At 65.9% G+C, this 14,570-nt stretch carries 14 protein-coding genes and 2 pseudogenes; 7 read left to right on the top strand and 9 right to left on the bottom strand.

Going from position 1 to position 14,570, the window contains the following annotated elements; all coding sequences use genetic code 11:
* Positions 1–25 precede the first annotated feature (25 nt).
* Positions 26–280 carry a hypothetical protein gene (locus tag AC3EO7_RS34615; protein WP_435593489.1) on the top strand — a complete coding sequence of 85 codons (255 nt, stop codon included), beginning with the start codon at positions 26–28 and terminating at the stop codon, positions 278–280.
* On the top strand, positions 277–861 hold the full coding sequence (locus tag AC3EO7_RS34610; RefSeq protein WP_435593488.1) for a hypothetical protein: 585 nt from the start codon (positions 277–279) through the stop codon (positions 859–861). Before AC3EO7_RS34615 ends, AC3EO7_RS34610 begins: the two co-directional genes overlap by 4 nt.
* 32 nt (positions 862–893) lie before the next feature.
* On the opposite strand, the pseudogene AC3EO7_RS34605 reads toward AC3EO7_RS34610, so the two are convergent.
* The 3 genes and pseudogenes from AC3EO7_RS34605 to AC3EO7_RS34595 all read right to left on the bottom strand — a co-directional run bounded on the left by AC3EO7_RS34605 (position 894) and on the right by AC3EO7_RS34595 (position 5,518).
* Positions 894–3,312, bottom strand: a pseudogene (locus tag AC3EO7_RS34605) (serine/threonine-protein kinase).
* 359 nt (positions 3,313–3,671) lie between these two features.
* Positions 3,672–4,301 carry a hypothetical protein gene (locus tag AC3EO7_RS34600; protein WP_431971477.1) on the bottom strand — a complete coding sequence of 210 codons (630 nt, stop codon included), beginning with the start codon at positions 4,299–4,301 and terminating at the stop codon, positions 3,672–3,674.
* A 425-nt stretch (positions 4,302–4,726) separates the two neighbouring features.
* On the bottom strand, positions 4,727–5,518 hold the full coding sequence (locus AC3EO7_RS34595; RefSeq protein ID WP_431971478.1) for an RNA polymerase sigma factor SigF: 792 nt from the start codon (positions 5,516–5,518) through the stop codon (positions 4,727–4,729).
* 386 nt (positions 5,519–5,904) lie between these two features.
* Here AC3EO7_RS34595 and AC3EO7_RS34590 point away from each other — a divergent pair, with 386 nt between their 5' ends.
* Positions 5,905–6,309, top strand: coding sequence for a hypothetical protein (locus AC3EO7_RS34590; protein ID WP_431971479.1), 405 nt, complete (start codon positions 5,905–5,907; stop codon positions 6,307–6,309).
* Between the two features lie 218 nt (positions 6,310–6,527).
* Here the strand turns inward: AC3EO7_RS34590 and AC3EO7_RS34585 are convergent, their stop codons facing one another.
* Entirely contained in the window at positions 6,528–6,950 is a 423-nt protein-coding gene (locus AC3EO7_RS34585; protein WP_435593498.1) for a nuclear transport factor 2 family protein, read from the bottom strand.
* Positions 6,951–6,970: 20 nt separating this feature from the next.
* Entirely contained in the window at positions 6,971–7,201 is a 231-nt protein-coding gene (locus AC3EO7_RS34580) for a DUF6400 family protein (RefSeq protein WP_431971480.1), read from the bottom strand.
* A gap of 358 nt (positions 7,202–7,559) precedes the next feature.
* Between AC3EO7_RS34580 and AC3EO7_RS34575 the strand changes: the two genes are divergently transcribed.
* Complete coding sequence (locus AC3EO7_RS34575) at positions 7,560–8,747, top strand: L,D-transpeptidase (protein ID WP_431971481.1); 1,188 nt, start codon at positions 7,560–7,562, stop codon at positions 8,745–8,747.
* Positions 8,748–9,080: 333 nt separating this feature from the next.
* Here AC3EO7_RS34575 and AC3EO7_RS34570 read toward each other — a convergent pair whose 3' ends face one another.
* Together AC3EO7_RS34570 and AC3EO7_RS34565 are read right to left on the bottom strand one after the other, a co-directional pair.
* Positions 9,081–9,575 carry a hypothetical protein gene (locus AC3EO7_RS34570; RefSeq protein WP_435593485.1) on the bottom strand — a complete coding sequence of 165 codons (495 nt, stop codon included), beginning with the start codon at positions 9,573–9,575 and terminating at the stop codon, positions 9,081–9,083.
* Between the two features lie 173 nt (positions 9,576–9,748).
* A complete protein-coding gene (locus tag AC3EO7_RS34565) occupies positions 9,749–10,039 on the bottom strand; it encodes a recombinase family protein (RefSeq protein ID WP_435593484.1) in 291 nt (96 codons plus the stop codon).
* Positions 10,040–10,068: 29 nt separating this feature from the next.
* On the opposite strand from AC3EO7_RS34565, the gene AC3EO7_RS34560 reads away from it, so the two are divergent.
* Entirely contained in the window at positions 10,069–10,437 is a 369-nt protein-coding gene (locus AC3EO7_RS34560) for an acyl-CoA dehydrogenase family protein (protein ID WP_435593483.1), read from the top strand.
* A 658-nt stretch (positions 10,438–11,095) separates the two neighbouring features.
* A pseudogene (locus AC3EO7_RS34555) lies at positions 11,096–12,435 on the top strand (MMPL family transporter); the annotation flags it as partial.
* A gap of 270 nt (positions 12,436–12,705) precedes the next feature.
* Here AC3EO7_RS34555 and AC3EO7_RS34550 read toward each other — a convergent pair.
* A complete protein-coding gene (locus tag AC3EO7_RS34550) occupies positions 12,706–13,659 on the bottom strand; it encodes an alpha/beta hydrolase (RefSeq protein ID WP_435593482.1) in 954 nt (317 codons plus the stop codon).
* 50 nt (positions 13,660–13,709) lie between these two features.
* On the opposite strand from AC3EO7_RS34550, the gene AC3EO7_RS34545 reads away from it, so the two are divergent.
* Complete coding sequence (locus AC3EO7_RS34545) at positions 13,710–14,120, top strand: MerR family transcriptional regulator (protein ID WP_431971483.1); 411 nt, start codon at positions 13,710–13,712, stop codon at positions 14,118–14,120.
* An 82-nt stretch (positions 14,121–14,202) separates the two neighbouring features.
* On the opposite strand, the gene AC3EO7_RS34540 is transcribed toward AC3EO7_RS34545, so the two are convergent.
* Positions 14,203–14,499 (bottom strand): chorismate mutase, encoded by a 297-nt coding sequence (locus tag AC3EO7_RS34540; RefSeq protein ID WP_431971484.1) that lies wholly within the window; start codon positions 14,497–14,499, stop codon positions 14,203–14,205.
* Positions 14,500–14,570: the final 71 nt, after the last annotated feature.

The following is a 14,570-nucleotide window of genomic DNA, read 5'->3' as shown; positions in this document are numbered from 1 at the left end:
GCCTGTGGAATCGGCGCACTACAGCATGACCGACCGTCCCGGCCATGGCATTGACATCTCGACGCGCGTCGCCCGAGGCGGCGACCACCACGTCGTCACCGGCCGCAGCGTCCGGCCACCGCGCGCCATGAGCCCTCGCCGCCAGATCGTCACCGTTCACCGCGTGACGGCCCCCGAGGCTGCGCAGGCAACCCCGGCGAAGTCCACCACATGGCCGTCGCCGGCAACGAAGAACCATCTGGCCTGCTCGAAGCGTCGGCCCGCGACGGAGGACATGTGATCGCCATGGACGCGGATATGACGGAAGCACCGGAGGATCCGGAAACGGATGCGGGATCCCTGCTGTCGCCGGATCAACTATTGGCCGCAATCGGTGGTCGTCTCGCTGGGCCGTTGCCGCTGATCGCGTGGGCGCGAGAACTGGGCGATCTACACGCCGCCCTGATTTCGGCGGTTTTGAATCCTCATCGGCATCCACCCGCCCGCACCGAGGCGGCTCTCCATACGGATATCGCGAAGGTCATCGACAAGATCAACTCTTGGGCGGTGTTCTACGTCCGCCACAGCCGGTGCGCCCGCCGCCACACTCACTCCTTCGGTGAGGTGATCAGTCATGTCGCAAAGAGCTACGCCGAGGCGTGGTGGACGGTGCTGCACGCCGACTGCGATGAGCTTCGGCACTCGGCGTGGGTCCATCTCGGCGAGGTCCGTGAGGGTTACGCGCAACTCCTCGGCGATATCCGGGCCGGCCGTGTCCAACTCCCACTGGGATGGCGCGGCATCGGACACGGCCGACAAAATGACAGCTCGTTCACCGATCAGGAAAGCGACGGGGACGAGGAGCGCCAAGCCGCGCAGTAGCAGGCAGCAGCCCTCGCCCAGACCCTGTGTGCTCATAGTCGACCGGCAGCATGCGGCTCACGCTGTCCGGCGACCGGGTCCACCACGCGTCTCAACGCCTTCAGATCAGCCTCGATCGCACGGAACAGCACATAGACGACGATGAAGGCGATGATCGCGCCGATGCACAACACCCGCACGGCCAGGAGCACCAGCGGAATGTCGTTCGGCGGTAGCAAGGTCACCCCGGCGATCGCCAGCAGTGGCACCGATGCCGCCACGGTGAGGTACACGGTGCAGCGGCGATCGAGTCGGCGCAGATGCAGAGCATCGGCCGCGGTGATGTCGCCGAGCGGGAGGAACATCGGATAGATGCAGCGCACCATGTAGAACGTCACCAGGAAGAACGGGTAGGCCACCGCCATCGCACCGCAGACCAGCACTCCGCCGAAGTGGTGCAGCAGCACCTCCTCGCTGAGCTCTTTGGTCGTGAGGTGGATCACGAGCGGGAAGATTATCGTCGCCAGGCTCCACAGTGAAAACGACACCAGCACAGCACGATCGCCGAGCCGCAGGGCATCCGATCGTGCCCGGGCAAGTGTCAGCGGGTCGTATTCCCGGCCCCGGCGCAGGCCGCGCGAGACGATGAGCAGATACCGCGACATGTACAGCACCAGCGCGATGCCCAACGGGAAGAACACCGCGTTCGTCAGGGCTGCGGTGATCCGTCCCGCGTGCTGCGCCGGGAGGCTCAGCCGTTCGACGATCAGCGTCCCAATGTGCTCGACGTTGTACGCCGATGCGAGCGCGTTCGGGATGCACGCGGCGAGTACCACTACCGGCACCAGCCACGGCCGTAGTCGTAATCGCCAACTGGACGGCGGCGGGTCGACCAGGTCGCGGGCGCGCTCGTCCAGACAGACTTCCAGCTGCTGGGCCAATTCCGCGCCATCGGCCCACCGCCGGTCACGCTCGGGCGCCAGGCAGGTCAGCAGCACCCGGCAGTGCCGCCGGACAGTCGGGCGGAATCCGCTCGAGCGCGCCCGCATCCACCCCGGCGCGACGGCGCTGCACCATGGCCGCCAGCGTGGCGGCATCGTCGTGTTCACCCGCGGTGATGTCGTCGAACGGCTTGGCGCCGGTGAGCAGCTCCCACAGCACCACACCGAGCGAATAGATGTCCGCGCGGGTGTCGAGATCGTCGGCGGACCGGTCGTAGCCGGGGTGGCAAACCTCCAGCTGTTCCGGTGCCATGTACGACAGAGAGCCGCCGAAATAGGCGACCGGGTTGGCCTCGGCGAGATCGCGGCTGAAACTGACGTTGAAATCGGCGAGTTTGGGCACCGCCTCGGCGGTGAGCAGCACATTGGCCGGTTTGACGTCACGGTGCAGCACTCCGTGCGCGTCCGCGTATGTCAGCGCCTCGGCGAGTCTGCGCCCGAGCCAGGCGACGGTTTCCGGCCACGACAGCGTCGTGATCTCCGCGCGCACGCTGGAATCGGTCGGCCGGATCTCTCCCTTCTCCGCCATTGCCGCGTCCACCGCGTCCAGCAGCAGCTGTCCGCTGCGCTGGTCCGATGGGGTGGCCCGCACCCGGTGCAACACGCCCAGCAGGGTGCCGCCGGGCAGGAACTGCATATACAGCAGTCGCAGCCGACGCCCACCGGGATCCCTGTCCGGGTCGGGCTCGTCCAGCAGCCGCTGATCGAAGACCCGCACGATGTAGTCGTGGTCGAGCTGTGCCAGCGTCTGCGGTTCGGTGCCGTGGTCGGTGGAGATCTTCACCGCCACCAGCCGCTGTAGCGACCGCTGCCGGGCCAGGAACACCCGCGCGAACGCACCGCTGCCCAGCACCGTGAGCAGGTCGAAATCATCGATTCGATCACCGACGGCGATACGGTCCAGCCCGGTGACCTGGGTTCCGGCAGTGCCCTGTCCGGTGCGGAGTTCGATAGCAGTGCGAGTCGGATACCCCGACGAGGTGATCGAGTCGCCAGAGGTCGCGGCGGTGAGTTCCAGGCTGCCGCGCTGGGCGCTCTGCTCTTCCTCGGCGTTGAGCAGCTCGCGCAGTTGCGCCGCCTGCTCGGGGTATTCCCGCAGGTATTCGCCCGGATCCACGTGTTCGCCGCTGTGGCGGCGAATCACGAACTCTTCGTACACCAGGTCGGCCGGAAGACGCTCCGGCGTCAGTTCGGGGAATTCGGACCGGTATTCGCACAGCCGCCTGCGCCCGGCTGTGGCCGCGACGGGTTCATCGGGGCGGGTCCCGGCCGGTCGGCGCAGCCATCGATGCCGCAGGTCGATCCGGATCAGTTCGATCAGCGCATCCAGGCGTGCGCCCGGCAGGTAGTCGGCGAGGACCGGTGGCAGACCGTCGGCTTCCCACGCGGCAGCGAAAGCGGCCACGGCGCCGAATTCGATTCCCGCCGTTGGTCGCCCGAACCCGCTCCCGGAATCGGAACTTTCGCTCATGTCTGCACCTATCGAGCCGGATCACCCACTCGTCGGTCGGTGGCTCGGGCGGACACAACCGCCAGACCGGGCACCATCATCCCCGAGAGACGCTGGAAACCCTCGGTACCCACGTCAGATCGGAGTTTCCACCGTCCGGGCCGGGTTGAGATCACCGCCACGAACTCGGCGACGCGCGTAGGTTTCTCGTGACCAATGCCCCGACGGGCATCTGGATGTCAGTGGCCTGCGACAGAGCTTCGAGGCCTTGATGGTGGGCTCTGGATGCCGACAGGGACTCGTCGGCGCCAGGTTCATCGGTTCGGTTGCGCTTCCCTCCGCTGTTTCAGAGCACCGGTTGCGGAGCTACGGCGCGGCGACTAGTTCCGGGCCGGGTACCCGTGCGGCCCCTGACTTCCCGGCGCGGGCGGCGTTCGCGCCGCAGCAGCGGCGACCACCGTCGCGAGGGTGGCGGCGAATGCGGCGAGCGCACACGGGATGGACAACCAAAAGGTGTCTTCGAAGAGGAATTCGAACTGCGCGGCACTGAGCACCGCTTCCACCATGCCGGACAGGAGCATGCCCGCAGCCACCGCCGCGAGCGCGCGCAGCGCGGGATACTTCGCGCCCATCCCCGCGAGCGCGCAGATACCGGTGAGGATCGCGAGCAGGATCATCAGCACGAGCATGATGTCCGACCAGAGGAAACGCGAACTCGCGGAGAACGCGTTGGCCACCCGAAAGACGATGGCGAGCAACGCGGCGACCAACAGCAGACCGCCCGCGACCCGCTCCATCGCGCCGCCGCTCGCCGGTCGGTTCGGTGGACCGTAACTGGGCACGGGTGGCACCGGACTCGGCGCGCCGGGCGGCGGTGCACCGTAGGGATGCGGCTGACCGAGATAGGGATGCGGCTGACTCTGCTGCGGGTTCAATTGACCCCCATACGGATTCGACTGGCCCGGCGACCCGTACCCACCCGGCTGACCCGGTGGTATCGGATTCCCCATCGGCGGCACTCCTCCCCGGCCGTCCCGGCCGCACTCTCGACTACTACAACGAAAGACCCTAGTGACTCCGGACCCGCAGCGCCGGATGGCGTCGACAGATCGCAGCGACCGCCCACGACCGACCCCAGATTGCAGCAACAAGACCTCTCCTCGACACATCGACCATCTCGGCGTCCGCCTGCCGTCGGCCACCCGCGTGCTCGCCACCGCACACGACCTACTCAGGGCAGCACGACACGGCACTCTTCCCGGAGACCGCAGCTCGGCACGCAGCCACGTGAATACCCGATTCGCCAGTTCCCAATCCCGCAGCAGCTCAATCGACTTCCGAGGAGGACCTCCGGGTCGAACAGGGGTGCTTCTGTTGCGGGGGCGCGGCGGCGGGCAAGGCGCAGGTCCGAGGCAGCCGCCGCGCATGCGGTTGTTCAGGTGGCGTTGGGCTCGGTGAGGGTTTGTTCGCGCAATTTGGCCAGGGTGCTGGAAAGGATTCGGGAGATGTGCATCTGGGATACGCCGAGGCGTTCGGCGATCTGGGTTTGGGTCATCGATCCGAAATAGCGCCAGATCAGGATCTGTCGTTCCCGCGCGGGCAGTGCCGCGATCAACGGCCGCACCGCCATAGCGTCCTCGAGCAGCCCATAGCATTTCTCGTCGCGGCACACGGCGGTCCCGGGCGTGCAGGGGCCGTCGAGGTCCTCGTCGCGAATGGTCACGTCGAGTGAGTTGGTGTTGTAGCAGTTGGCTGCGGTCATCGCCTTGACGACCTCGACCAGGTCGACGTCGATCTCGGCGGCGATCTCCCGCGCGGTCGGCAACCGACCCAGCCGTTGGGCCAGGACCTCGGTCGCCGGGCCGATCTTCGCGTGCGTCTCTTTCACTCCGCGTTCGACGCGCATCGCCCAGGTGCGGTCCCGGAAGTGGCGGCGCACTTCGCCCATGACCGTCGGCACTGCGAACGCCAAAAACGAACTTCCCCGGACAGGGTCGTAGCGATCCACCGCCTGCACCAGTCCCACCCGCGCGGTCTGGAGCAAATCCTCGAACGCCTCGCCACGACCGGCGAACCGGCGCGCGATGTGTTCGGCCAGCGGCAACCCGCACGCCACGATCTGCTCCCGCATCCGTGCCCGCCGCGGATCTTCCGGGGCGAACGCGGCGAGCTTCTCCAGCCACGGCTCGAGATGCGCATACCCATCCCGGGCTGATGGACCCTCCACGCGGGCCGAAGATCGAGACGCGGATGTCTCGAACAGGCAACATCTTCACGCCTGGCACCCGCCGTGGCGCAGAACGTGCCCGGCTATTGAGAAACCGGGGAGCCTTCCGTTGCCACCCAGGCCTCGCTGCGCACCCGGGAATGGATCGGACGCCGCGAAAACCGGTGCGTCCGTGACCTTTCCGGCACCGGCAAGAGTCACTTCACCGAAGCCCTCAGTCAATCACAGCGGTCAGCGCGTCGATGGCCGACGCGGTGTCAGCAGAGGTGTCAGGGGTATGTCAGGTCGGTGTCAGTCGGCCCGGCGAGGGTGTGTACATCGAACACAACGACCGGCGCCGACACCGTTTCAGTCGGTGCCACAACCGATTTCGAGGAGTACACGACATGTCCACCACCATCACCTTGACCGACCAGGACAACAGCACCCTGCGCACCGCCGCCTACGGCGCCGTGTCGCTGATGGCCGCCTCCGGTGCGCCGCACAAGGGCATCGCGCACGGCTCCATCGCCCTGACCTCGGCGACCGGGCTGGTCGGGCATGTGCTCGCCGCCAAGTCCAAAGACATCCACCTGCACGGCAAGTCCGTCGCCGAACTCGCCGACCAGGTGCTGCCTGCCCTGACCGCAGCGATGAGCCTGCTCGGCAAGCAACATCCGGCCGAGGCCGACAACTTCCGCGGCACCGTCCTGATCGCCATCGAAGCCGCCGCCGGGTCCCGCAAGAGCGAGCCCAGCCCCGCCGTTGCTGCGATGGCTCACAAGATCACCGCGGCCCTCGACGCCGCCTGACGGATGCGGGATCGGCGCAACACAGCTGGTAGCTGGTCGCGGGGTTCTCTTCGGACCCCGCGACGCGGCCACCGACCGTCAGACCTCAGGGTGCGGCCGCGTGGCCGTTGGGAAACGCGCGATAGGCGGGATCATGGTGTCTCCGAAGCAAGTCCGAAGGAGAGCCCACCGGAAGTAGCGCACTCCGTAGAAGTTCCCGGCCGGCCATCTCGGTCGAGCTAGGACGGCTGACGGATCTCGGTGACGATGGTGTAGAGCTCGATGATGACGCCGTCTTTGGTACGAGCGATGTCCATGCCGCTGACCACCGGAGGTTGGTCGACAGGGCCGTAGTGGAAGCCGAGGTGGCCGATGTCGTCGAGCTCCGACGCGGGGCCTGCGGGCCGGAAGACCCAGTCCGGATTTTCGGCACGCAACTCTTCGGCGCGGCATTCGAAATCCTCGCGCCTGCGCACCGGGCGGTCCGATTCATGCCACACCACATCGTCGGTATAGGTCTCGGCGATGGCTGCGGCCCGGCGAGCCGGGTCGGGTTCATCGAAGACGTCGAGAAGGAAGGTACTGCTCGTGCGGACGTGATGATCGTGCTGAGCTGTGTCGGTGACGACGGCGCCGGAGGCGACACGCCGAACACCAGTCAGGTTCGTGCTCGGCGGTGAGATCAGTCGGTGATAAGGCGCGGCGCCCGTTCCGGCAGGATCCCGGCCTGGACGAGTTCCTCGTAGATCCGCTGCTGCTCATCGTCGAGATTGGAGTACAGCATGTCGTACGCCAGCTCTTCCTCGGCGAGCACCGCCACCGGATCCCAGTCGTCACCGAGCGCCGCGACGACGGCGCTGCGCCGTCGGGCCTCGTCCAGCGTGAGGTCGTAAGCAAAATTGTGGTCGGCCATTCGGCATCTCCAACCAGGTTCTTTCCGATAACGAATTGATGACGATGCCCAACCCCACCTCCTCGGTCAATGACCTGCATCACATTCGACGGTCGGACTTCGTCACATTTGATGCCCGCGCACGGGCTGGACCAGGGAGTAAATGCGTCCACATAATCGCCACGACACGTTCCCCCTGAAGTCGGGCACAGCGACGCTTTGACCGTCTTGTCCGAAAATTCCGATCAATCGCGGAACGGTGTCGGTTGTGCGACGGATCGGTGGAGATACCGCTCGTTGCCATCTCCGCCCGCGCGTAGCTGTCACATGCTTGCGGACAGAGGTCGGCCCTGCTGCACCCAGCGAAGGGAGATACGCGGTGGCATTGGGACGTCGTCGGCTGTTGATCGGCTTCGCCGGTGCGGGTGGCCTCACCCTGGCCGGATGCGGGCGGCTCGACCCCGCGCCCCCCAAACCCGCCACGATCCGATTCGATCCTCCACCTGGTACCCACGACGTCGATGCGCGCAGCCCCGGCACGGTCACGGTCACCGACGGGACACTGCGGTCGGTCGAATGGATCGACGAAACGGGCAGATCACTGCCCGGCGCCCCGGCACCCGATCATCGAACCTGGACCAGCGCCGAACCACTCGGCTACGGACACACCTACACCGCCAGAGCCGTGGCGCAAGGCGAAGCCGGCGACGTCACCGCGACGACGACCTGCACCACGGTGCGACCGCAACAACTCCTCGACGTCTCCCTGCGCTCCGCCAATCTCGTCGAGCTGGCCGAAAACGACACCTACGGAGTGGGTTTCGTGCTCGTCGCCCATTTCGACGAACCCGTCGACCGGGCCGCCGCGGAACGCCATCTGAAGGTCACCACCCAGCCCGCCGTCACCGGTGCCTGGTACTGGCTCGACGATCACAACGCACACTGGAGGCCCGAGCGCTATCACGCGCCGGGAACCAGAATCACGATCGAGGCCGAACTCTTCGGACGCGCGCTCGGTGACGGCCGCTACGGTCTGCGCGACCAACGGGTGTCGGTGATCATCGGCCCCGCGCACGTCGCGATCGCCGACGACGACACCAAACAGATCGAGGTCTTCGACAACGGAAACCTGGTGCGCACCATGCCCACATCGATGGGCAAGGGCGGCTCCACCGTCGTCGGTGGCAGATACCTGTCGTTCTGGACCCGCCCCGGCATCTACACCGTGCTCGACCGGAACAACCCGGTGATCATGGACTCGTCCAGCTACGGCCTGCCGACCAACTCCGGCGGCTACCGCACGAGCATCAACAACGCGGTCCGCATCAGCCACGACGGAATCTTCGTGCACGAACTGGCCGCAACCATGTGGGCCCAAGGCAACACCAACGTCTCACACGGCTGCCTGAACCTCTCCCCCAACGACGCCGCATGGTTCTACGACTTCGTCGTCCCCGGCGACGTCGTCGAGGTCCGCAACACCGGCGGCGACCCCCTCGACATCTGGCAGAACGGCGATTGGGGCATCCCCTGGGCCGACTGGCTTCGCGGCGGCACCCCCGCATGACGCGAATGCGAGAGGCCGGAGGATGACCTCCACACGAGTGGCCAACAACACCAGCGACTCGATCGTCAGGGGCGAAGAGTTCGTCCCTGGCTTGCGCAGCTGATGTATTGACCGCCAGCAGGGCCTCCGCGATCCAGAACGCAGGAGCTCACAACCCGCGCAGCCGCACGGCCGCAACAAGATTCGACAGCCGCGCCCAATCCGCGGGCGCGACCAACGCCAACAGCGGCGGATCCGGCAAGAAATAACAACAGCCGCAACCGCTTTCGTGATGCCCGTCGACTCCGCCCAGAGCATCACTGCAGGCGCACTATGCGGCAAGAGAGGGTGCTGCTAGCCGTGGCAACAGACCCGAACAAGCACTGTGTCGTCGGGCAGTGTCTCCAGGTAGTTTTCGATGCCGCCCGGTGGTATGGGGCAGTCGGGTTGGTCCTCACGGGACATGGTCTCGCCCCAATCCTTATGTCGGCAAATGCCGCTCGATTCGACCCACCAACCGTCCAGGGTGAGTACATCGGGCCATGACAGGTTGTGCACCGCGACATTCAGCAAGGACTTCGGGCCGCCCGCGCACTCGCCTCGCTTGGGGGGCAGCACGATGCCGAATTGGTTGGGGCCGTCGTGAATCAGCCGAGGATCGTCCTCATGGCCCGGCCGGACGTAGAACCCGGCTCCTTCCCCGCCATCCCGAATCCGCCACGTGTCCCACATATCTCGCTCCGGGAGCCCTTGCCGCATCTCGAATGGAGCAAGAGATCGCGTAATCGCGGCTTCCACGTCATCGATCGCATCCGGCGGCAGACAGATCGTCACCCAGCGTTGCGTCAAACCACACCCCTCCCGCTGTACCGTGCGCCTCAGGTTACCTCTCGGAATCGACGAACGCAGATTCCTGACCGCTGTGACCGATCCGCCAGAAGAGTGCCCTGTCATCGGCGTTGTGGTTCGTTTGCGTCGTGCTATGAATCGGACACTGCCGGAATGACTTTCGGTTATCAGTGTCAAGCGGGCAGGGACGTCGCGGGCCCGTAGCGGGGCCGGGCGCCGACACCGGCGGGGTCGAGGTGCCCGTAGCGGGTGCCGCGTTCGACTCCGAGGATGTCGGCGATCTGGGCGACGGTGTGTTGGCTCTCGTCGTAGAGGCGCTGGGCGAGTTCGGCTTGTTCAGCGGTCGGTTTCGGCCGGCGCCCGCCGACGCGGCCGCGGGCGCGTGCGGCGGCGAGTCCGTCGGTGGTGTTGGCCAGGATCAGCTCGCGTTGGTACTCGGCGAGCACGGCCAGCATCGCGAACATCGCGCGCCCTAGCGGTCGACGGGTCCCGTGTGAGTCAGCACTCGCATCAACTGTCGGCGCTCGGGGCGGCCACCGCAGACATCAACGCCAGCCGCGCGGTCCTGCTCACGAACGCCGATCGCATGTTCGACATCACTTCTTCCGGAGAGAAACTCACGGCGAGCGAGCGCATCGCCTTCCGTAACGATCAGGTCCGGGCGGTGCGCCGAGCCGTCGACGCCGTCGACAGCCTCTTCACCCATGCCGGCGGCGGCGCGCTTCGGCTCGACCGGCCCTTCCAACGCTATTGGCGAGACGCCCACGCAGCCATGAACCATCTGCGCAACGTCGCCGACCCGATCTACCAGAGCTACAGTTCCGACCTCTTCGGCGGCAGGATAACCACGCCTTTCTACTGACACCGACCGAACCTCCGGTCGTGCCGCGGCCGGTCGGTCGACGCCGCAGCAGGCCCCTGCTTCGATGACGAAAGTCCCTCGACCCGCACATCGATGTGCTCGAGCAGTCGCCCATTGGCAGGTGTGCTCGATCTCGGACTCAGGCGGATGTCGCCGCGCCGTTGCCCCGGCATCCGCACCGACTTCGTTGTCGCTCAGGCCCGATAGACCGAAGTTCACGTTTGTCTTGCACTTCTAAGGATGACGATCTCCGCAGGGGTTGACACGGGTAGTCGACTACGCCAATTTCACGCGAGACGCCGACGAGAACGACGGTTTCGGAGGCGCGCAGCCGCAAGACTGGCACCGACGAGCCGGCCACCGATTGGTATGCCGTTCAACCCGTTCAGGCGGCGATGGAATTGGAGTAGTGCGCTACTACAGCTCGGCCGGTGCCTGCGGGCAACGGTGGGTCAAGCGATGACGAGCGGTGTCAGCGGACGCGCGTGGATTGGTTGCCGCTTTCGTCGAATGCCATCTGTTCCGCGCCTCCCAGGAGACCCGCTCTCGACGCAGGTCGCGATTGGCCCTACCGACGGAGGAACACCACAAACCACATAGGCAACTTTCGTCACTATGATGGCACACCGAACTTGCGCTGGATCAGCGCAGGCGACTCGTCATGTTCGGTTCGCTGGTCGCCGCGAGCCTGCCGCTGCTCACAGCCATCGTGGGAGTAGTGACGACCAGCTTGATGATCACCATAGACACCGGATTCCTGGACCTGAGCGAGTTCACACCCGCACTCGCCGTGATGATCGGCTTGGCGGTGGCGATCGACTATTCGCTGTTCATCCTCGCGCGGGTCCGGGACGAACTCGAACGCACCGATGACAGGGCCGAGACCGCGGGGCGCGCCATAGGTACGATGTCCCGACTCGAGCTCGCGCTGCCGAGCGCCGCGACCGATGATCCGTCGAGTCACGCACGCAAAGCCTATGAGCTGATCGCGGATGGTTTCGGCCGGGACGCAACGGGCCGCTGCTCGTGGTCGCCGATGCCCGGAACGTCCCCGCCCAGGATCGCACGGACGCATTCACACGGGTTGTCGCCACCGCGTCCAGCACGCGCGGAGTGCAGAGCGCTCAGATTGCCGCTCTCAGCCCCACGGGTGACACCGCGCAGATCCTGGTCACCCTGGCATCGGGACCGTCCAGCGCGGAAACCCGGAACCTCGTGTCGGAACTGCGCACGAAAGAGTCTCTCCTGCATGACGCAGGTATCTCCTACGGCGTAACCGGGCAAACCGCGATAGAGCTCGATATCTCGTCTCGACTCGGTGACGCGTTGATCCCGTACCTCTTGGCCGTGGTCGGCCTGGCGTTCCTGCTCCTGATAGTCGTGTCCCGCTCTCTGCTCGTCCCGTTGACCGCCACGCTGGGATTCCTCATGAGCGTGCTCGCCACTCTGGGCGCGACGGTCTTCGTCTTCCAAGAAGGCGGACTGGGCATCATGCCGAATCCGCAACCGTTGGTGAGCTTCATACCGATCTTCCTCATCGGCATAGTCTTCGGCATGGCGATGGACTACCAGGTGTTCCTGGCGTCTCGGATACGGGAGGCCTACACCCGAGGCGAGTCCGCAACCACCGCGATCGCCAGCGGATTCACCTCCAGCGCAAGGGTTGTCACCGCGGCGGCGGTCATCATGATCGCGGTGTTCGCCGCCTTCGTCATGGAGGACAACGCACTGATCCAGTCGATCGGCTTCGCACTGGCCATCACAGTCGCGTTCGACGCCTACATCGTTCGGATGACGATCATTCCCGCGGTCATGACCCTGCTCGGAGACCGAGCCTGGTGGCTGCCGGGATGGCTCGCACGGCTGACGCCACAGGTGGATATCGAAGGCGAGCACTTGACGGCAGAGCTGACGGGACCGATCCCCGGTCCGGGGAGCGACAGTACGTCCGCAGAACGCGGACGTGTTGCGGCTGCCCTGGTGTCGGAGACGATCTAGCTCGGCCGTTCCCGCAGGCCCCGGCGTGGCTGCCGCGTTGCTTCAACGCTTCAGCGGTCACCCCGGGGCCTGCACGGACGAAACGAGCGGCCCGCGAAGGGCTCGGCACGTCACCGGCTCGAGGTGACCGGTATCGGCGTCCGGCCACCAGTCGGACGCCGATACCGCTGTGGCTGATCCAGGACCTCGATCGGTCCAGCGGTTGGTTCCTGCGGTGCGGGGCCGCATTCGAGGAGAAGATCCTGGATGTTTGCCCGCGTGCGGTGACGGTCAGCGGATGAACGCCTTCCGGAGTGCTGTCGCTGCTTCGGTTCGCGCTTTCTCGCTGTCGTCGAAAGTGTGCCGGACGAATTCGTGGATCATTCCGGGATAGCGGCTGACGGTGACCGGGACGCCGGCTGCCTCCAACCGCTGGCCGTACTGTTCACCCTCGTCTCGCAGCGCGTCGTACTGAGCGGTGATGACGAGTGTCGGTGGGAGCCCAGCCAAGTCGGGGGCGAGCAGGGGCGAGACTCTGGGATCGAGCTTCTCCTCTTCAGCGGTCAGGTAGTTGTCCATGAACCAGTGCTGGGTGGCCCTGCCGATATTGCCGTACTTGCCCGCGTACTCGCGGATGGAGTAATTCGTTCTCCGGAAATCGAGGTCGGGATAGATCAGCAGCTGGAAAACCAGGTCAGGCCCGCCGTGATCCCGCGCCGTCTGCGCGACAACGGCCGCCAGGTTGCCTCCGGCACTGTCGCCGCCGACAGCAATCCGAGCGGGGTCCCCGCCTATGCCGGCCGCGTTGTCGGCAACCCACTGCGTCGCGGCGTAGCAGGCATCGGGTGCTGCCGGAAATCTGTACTCCGGCGCCCTCGGGTAGTCGACGGAGACCACGATCGACTCGGCCCCATTCGCGAGACTTCGGCACAGACCATCGTGGGTGTCCAGATCGCCGAGCATGAACCCGCCACCGTGGAAGAACACCAACAGCGGGAAGGGGCCCTCACCCGCCGGAGTGTAGATCCGGACCCGAAGATCCCCATCCGTTACGGGGATCATGCGGTCCTCGACGTCGGCAACAGCTTCGGGCTCGCCCAGCAGAACAATCCCCCTACGCACCCCTTCGCGCGCCTGCTCGACGGGGAACGTATGCAGCTCACCGAAATTGAATCGGGCGAGTCGCTCCAAATACGCCTCGACCTGCGGGTGCAACGAGATCCGGTCTTCTCTTTCTTCGGTCATGCGCCTATCGTGCAACTTGAAGCGCGGTTCAAGTCAAGGAGTAATCAGGCATGACGTCGTTGGATATCGCCGAAGTCGCCGAGCGGGCCGGGCTGACCCCATCCGCGTTGCGGTTCTACGAGAAGCGGGGCCTCATCGAGCCCGACGGCCGCAACGGTTTACGCCGTACCTACCACCCGGATGTGCTCGCACGGCTGGCCCTGGTGACCTGCGCCCGCTCGGCCGGGTTCACCATCGCGCAGATCGCCAGGTTCCTGACAGCCACCCCCCAGGACGCCGAACTCCGAACCCACTTGGCCGACAGAGCCAAGCAACTGGACGAGGACATCGCCCGCCTGACCAGGATGCGAGACGGCCTGCGCCACACCGCGACCTGCACCCATCAACCGCTGGCCGACTGCCCTGAATTCAAAAGCATTCTCGCCCCTCCGGAAGCTGAGGCAGTGCACACCGCCGCGTAACTTCGCGAACGACCCGGCGGAGGTGACTCACCTGCCTTCGACCGAAGGATCACCGGGTGAAGAAGGCCGTGCGCTGGGGCGGCTACTCGCTCGCCTGGAGCGACTCGTGTTCGGCCAGCTCCAGTTCGATGAACGCGCCGACCATCGCGCGCCAAATCGTCTCCGCGACATCGGCCGACAAGCCCGCCGCGTCCGCCCGCTCCCGCACCGATGCGATCAGCTGCGCGAAGCGGTCGGGGGCGCGGACGGCGTGCTCGTCACGTTTGAACGTCGCCGCCGCGCGCACGAGTTCCTGCCTGGTCGCGAGGAGTTCGATCATCGTGCTGTCGATCGCATCGATCTCGGCGCGGACCTCGGCAAGAGAGGACGGAGTATTCACGGAGGGCGACACTAGCAGTCGAATCATGTTGCCGTGGAATGTGTTTGTTCACCGATCGGATGGAGGCCACT

The organism is Nocardia sp. bgisy118 (genome assembly GCF_057708605.1).
Note: the sequence above shows the minus strand (reverse complement) of the source record. Positions and strands in the feature narration are given on the sequence as shown.